Source organism: Streptomyces sp. NPDC054047 (assembly GCF_055585065.1).
In genome coordinates, this window is record NZ_JBVJKV010000001.1 from 1,508,922 (window position 1) to 1,513,093 (window position 4,172).

2 protein-coding genes, 1 rRNA gene and 1 pseudogene are annotated in these 4,172 nt (G+C 72.3%); 3 read left to right on the forward strand and 1 reads right to left on the reverse strand.

Translation table 11 applies throughout. The features are described 5' to 3' along the window. Positions 1–318: 318 nt before the first annotated feature. From ACZ6ZP_RS06750 to ACZ6ZP_RS06760, 3 genes and pseudogenes are all read left to right on the forward strand, one after another. A pseudogene (locus ACZ6ZP_RS06750) lies at positions 319–1,509 on the forward strand (DUF4350 domain-containing protein); the annotation flags it as partial. Next, positions 1,509–2,489, forward strand: a complete 981-nt coding sequence (locus tag ACZ6ZP_RS06755; RefSeq protein ID WP_361469584.1) for an AAA family ATPase — start codon at positions 1,509–1,511, stop codon at positions 2,487–2,489. The pseudogene ACZ6ZP_RS06750 and the gene ACZ6ZP_RS06755, both read left to right, overlap by 1 nt. Then, complete coding sequence (locus tag ACZ6ZP_RS06760; RefSeq protein WP_351170852.1) at positions 2,489–3,799, forward strand: DUF58 domain-containing protein; 1,311 nt, start codon at positions 2,489–2,491, stop codon at positions 3,797–3,799. Before ACZ6ZP_RS06755 ends, ACZ6ZP_RS06760 begins: the two co-directional genes overlap by 1 nt. Positions 3,800–3,891: 92 nt before the next feature. Here ACZ6ZP_RS06760 and rrf read toward each other — a convergent pair. Further along, positions 3,892–4,008: ribosomal RNA gene (gene rrf / locus ACZ6ZP_RS06765) — 5S ribosomal RNA — on the reverse strand. Positions 4,009–4,172: the final 164 nt, after the last annotated feature.

The following is a 4,172-nucleotide window of genomic DNA, read 5'->3' on the forward strand; positions in this document are numbered from 1 at the left end:
GCCCCCGCGCCCGCGCCCGCCAACACAACGCCCGACACAGCTGCGCCTGCCCCCGCGCCCACAGCCCCCACCAACACCGCGCCCGACACACCTGCCCCCGTCTCTGCGGCCCCCGCCAACACGACGCCCGGCACAGCTACACCCGCCCCCGCCCCCGCACCCACAGCCCCCGGCACCACGCCAACGGCCCCCGGCACCACCCCGACCGCAACCACGCCAACGGCCCCCGGCACCACCCCGACCGCAGCCGCAGCCACCGCCCCCTCCGCGACGGCACTCGCACCCGACGCCGCCCCAGGGCCGTCCGCCTCCTCCCGCTCCTCCCGCTCCTCCGCCCCCACGACCTCCTCCACCCCCACCCCCCGCCAGCTCTGGACCCGAACCCGCGGCATCCTCCTCGCCCTGTTCGTCCTCCTGGCAGCCGCCATCGCCATGGCGGCCGTCCGCTCCGGGGCCCAGCACGGCCGCCTCGACCCCCGCTCGGCCGACCCCTACGGCAGCCGCGCCGTCGCCGAACTCCTCGCCGACCGCGGTGTCTCCACCCGCGTGGTCACCACCTCCGAAGAGGCCAGGTCCGCGGCAGGCCCGGACACCACGCTCCTGGTGGCATCGCCCGACCGGCTCACCGAGCGCCAGCAGTCGCGCCTGCGCGAAGCCACCGAGGACTCCCGAGGCCGCACCGTGCTCCTCGCCCCCGGCACCCCCTCGGTGAGCACCCTCGCACCGGGGGTCACCGCGGACGCCACCCCCAGCCTCGACTCGACGCTCTCCCCCCGCTGCTCCCTGCCCGCAGCCAAGCGTGCAGGCTCCGCCGACGTGGGCGGCCTCCGCTACGACACGCTCGCCCCGGACGCCGAGACCTGCTACGTCAGCGACGGCCTGCCCAGCCTGCTACAGCTCCCGGCGGCCGACGGACCCGGCGACACCGTCGTACTCGGCGCCCCGGACATCCTCTTCAACGACCGCCTCGACGAGCAGGGCAACGCCTCACTGGCCCTGCAACTCCTCGGCTCCCGACCGAACTTGGTCTGGTACCTCCCCTCACCCGCCGACGCCGCCGCCACCGACGAAGCCGACCGCGACTTCTTCGACCTGATCCCCGACGGCTGGCTCTGGGGCACCCTGCAACTCACCGTCGCCGCCGCACTCGCCGCCCTCTGGCGCGCCCGCCGCCTCGGCCCGCTGGTCCCCGAACGCCTCCCCGTGGCCATCCGCGCCTCGGAAACCGTCGAAGGCCGAGCCCGCCTCTACCGCAAGGCGAACGCCCGCGACCGCGCGGCCGCCGCCCTCCGCTCGACCACCCGCACCCGCATCGCCCCCCTCATCGGCGTCTCCCCCGGCCAGGCACACGCCCCCGAGACCCTGCTCCCCGCCCTGACCGCCAGGCTCCACTCCCCGGGCCAGGACCTGCACCCCCTCCTCTTCGGCCCGCCGCCCGGCAACGACGCGGCCCTGATCACCCTCGCCGACCAACTCGACGCCCTCGAAAGAGAGGTACGTACTTCATGATGGACCCGACCACTGACAACGCCGGGAGCTCCGCCAGCGCCCGCTCCTCGCTGGAGTCCCTGCGCACCGAGATCTCCAAGGCCGTGGTCGGCCAGGACCCCGCGGTGACGGGCCTCGTCGTGGCCCTGCTCTGCCGCGGTCACGTCCTCCTCGAAGGCGTACCCGGAGTGGCCAAGACCCTGCTCGTCCGCGCCCTCGCCGCATCCCTCGAACTCGACACCAAGCGCGTCCAGTTCACCCCGGACCTGATGCCGAGCGATGTCACGGGCTCCCTCATCTACGACGCCCGGACCACCGAGTTCTCGTTCCAGCAGGGCCCGGTCTTCACCAATCTCCTCCTCGCCGACGAGATCAACCGCACCCCTCCCAAGACCCAGTCCTCCCTCCTCGAAGCGATGGAGGAACGCCAGGTCACGGTCGACGGCACCCCTCGCCCGCTCCCCGAGCCCTTCCTCGTCGCGGCCACCCAGAACCCGATCGAGTACGAGGGCACGTACCCGCTCCCCGAAGCCCAGCTGGACCGTTTCCTCCTCAAGCTCACCGTCCCCCTCCCCTCACGCCAGGACGAGATCGACGTCCTCACCCGCCACGCGGAGGGCTTCAACCCCCGCGACCTGCACGCCGCCGGCATCCGCCCCGTCGCGGGCCCCGCCGACCTGGAGGCAGCCCGCGCCGCGGTCGCCAAGACCTCGATCTCCCCCGAGATCACCGCCTACGTGGTGGACATCTGCCGCGCGACCCGCGAATCCCCGTCCCTCACCCTGGGCGCCTCCCCCCGAGGCGCCACAGCGCTCCTCTCCACGGCCCGCGCCTGGGCCTGGCTGACCGGCCGCGACTACGTCATCCCCGACGACGTGAAGGCCCTCGCCCTGCCCACCCTCCGCCACCGCGTGCAACTCCGCCCGGAGGCCGAGATGGAGGGCGTAACGGCCGACTCCGTCATCAACGCGATCCTCGCCCACGTCCCGGTCCCCCGCTGATGGCCCTCACCGGCCGCGCAGCACTCCTCGCGGCCCTCGGCAGCCTCCCCGTAGGCATCTGGGAACCCAGCTGGACAGGCATCCTCGCCGTGAACGCCCCGCTGGCCCTGGCCTGCGCCTGCGACTTCGCCCTGGCCGCCCCCGTACGCCGCCTGGGCCTGACCCGCGCAGGCGACACCTCCGTACGGCTCGGAGAATCCGCAGACGTCGAGCTGACCGTCACGAACCCCTCCGGCCGCCCCCTGCGCGCCCAGCTCCGCGACGCCTGGCCCCCCAGCAGCTGGCAGCCCGGCACCGAAGTAGCGTCCTCCCGCCACCGGTTGACGATCCCACCCGGCGAGCGCCGCCGCCTGACCACCCGCCTGCGTCCTACCCGCCGCGGCGACCACCAGGCGGACCGCATCACCATCCGCTCGTACGGCCCCTTGGGTCTCCTCACCCGCCAGGGAAGCCACAAAGTCCCCTGGACGCTCCGGGTCCTGCCCCCCTTCACCAGCAGGAAGCACCTCCCGTCCAAGCTGGCGCGCCTCCGCGAACTCGACGGCCGCACCAGCGTCCTGACGCGCGGCCAGGGCACCGAGTTCGACAGCCTCCGCGACTACGTCCCCGGCGACGACACCCGCTCCATCGACTGGCGCGCCACCGCCCGCCAGTCCACGGTCGCCATCCGCACCTGGCGCCCGGAGCGCGACCGCCACATCCTGCTGGTCCTCGACACCGGCCGCACCTCGGCGGGCCGGGTCGGCGACGCCCCGCGCCTGGACGCCTCGATGGACGCGGCCCTGCTCCTCGCGGCCCTGGCCTCCCGAGCGGGCGACCGCGTAGACCTCCTCGCATACGACCGCCGGGTACGCGCCCTGGTCCAGGGCAGGGCGGCGGGCGAGGTACTCCCCTCCGTCGTGAACGCCCTGGCCACCCTCGAACCGGAACTCGTCGAAACGGACGCCAGGGGCCTGACCTCAACAGCCCTCCGCACCGCGAAGCGCAGCTCACTGATCGTGCTGCTGACCAGCCTCGACGCAGCCCCCATCGAGGAGGGCCTGCTCCCGGTGCTGTCCCGCCTGACACAACGCCACACGGTCCTCCTGGCATCGGTGGCCGACCCCCACATCGAGCAGATGGCCAAGGCCCGCGGAACAACAGAGGCCGTGTACGACGCCGCAGCCGCCGCCCAGGCCCACGCGGAACGCCACCGCACGGCGGAACAACTCATCCGCCACGGCGTAACAGTCGTGGACGCGACCCCAAACGACCTGGCCCCGTCCCTGGCAGACGCATACCTGTCCCTAAAGGCAGCCGGCCGCCTCTGAAACGCACAAGGGAAATAGAAAAAGGCCCTCTAGGGGGCCCTAAACGCAGAAAACCCCCGCACCAGAGGTGCGGGGGTTTCCCGTTAATAATAGTTCGGCGGCGTCCTACTCTCCCACAGGGTCCCCCCTGCAGTACCATCGGCGCTGTGAGGCTTAGCTTCCGGGTTCGGAATGTAACCGGGCGTTTCCCTCACGCTATGACCACCGAAACACTATGAAACTGTCAACCGCACCGTAGTCGTGGCCCGACATACGGGGTTGTTCGTGGTTTCAGAACCAACACAGTGGACGCGAGCAACTGAGGACAAGCCCTCGGCCTATTAGTACCAGTCACCTCCACCCGTTGCCGGGCTTCCAGATCTGGCCTATCAAC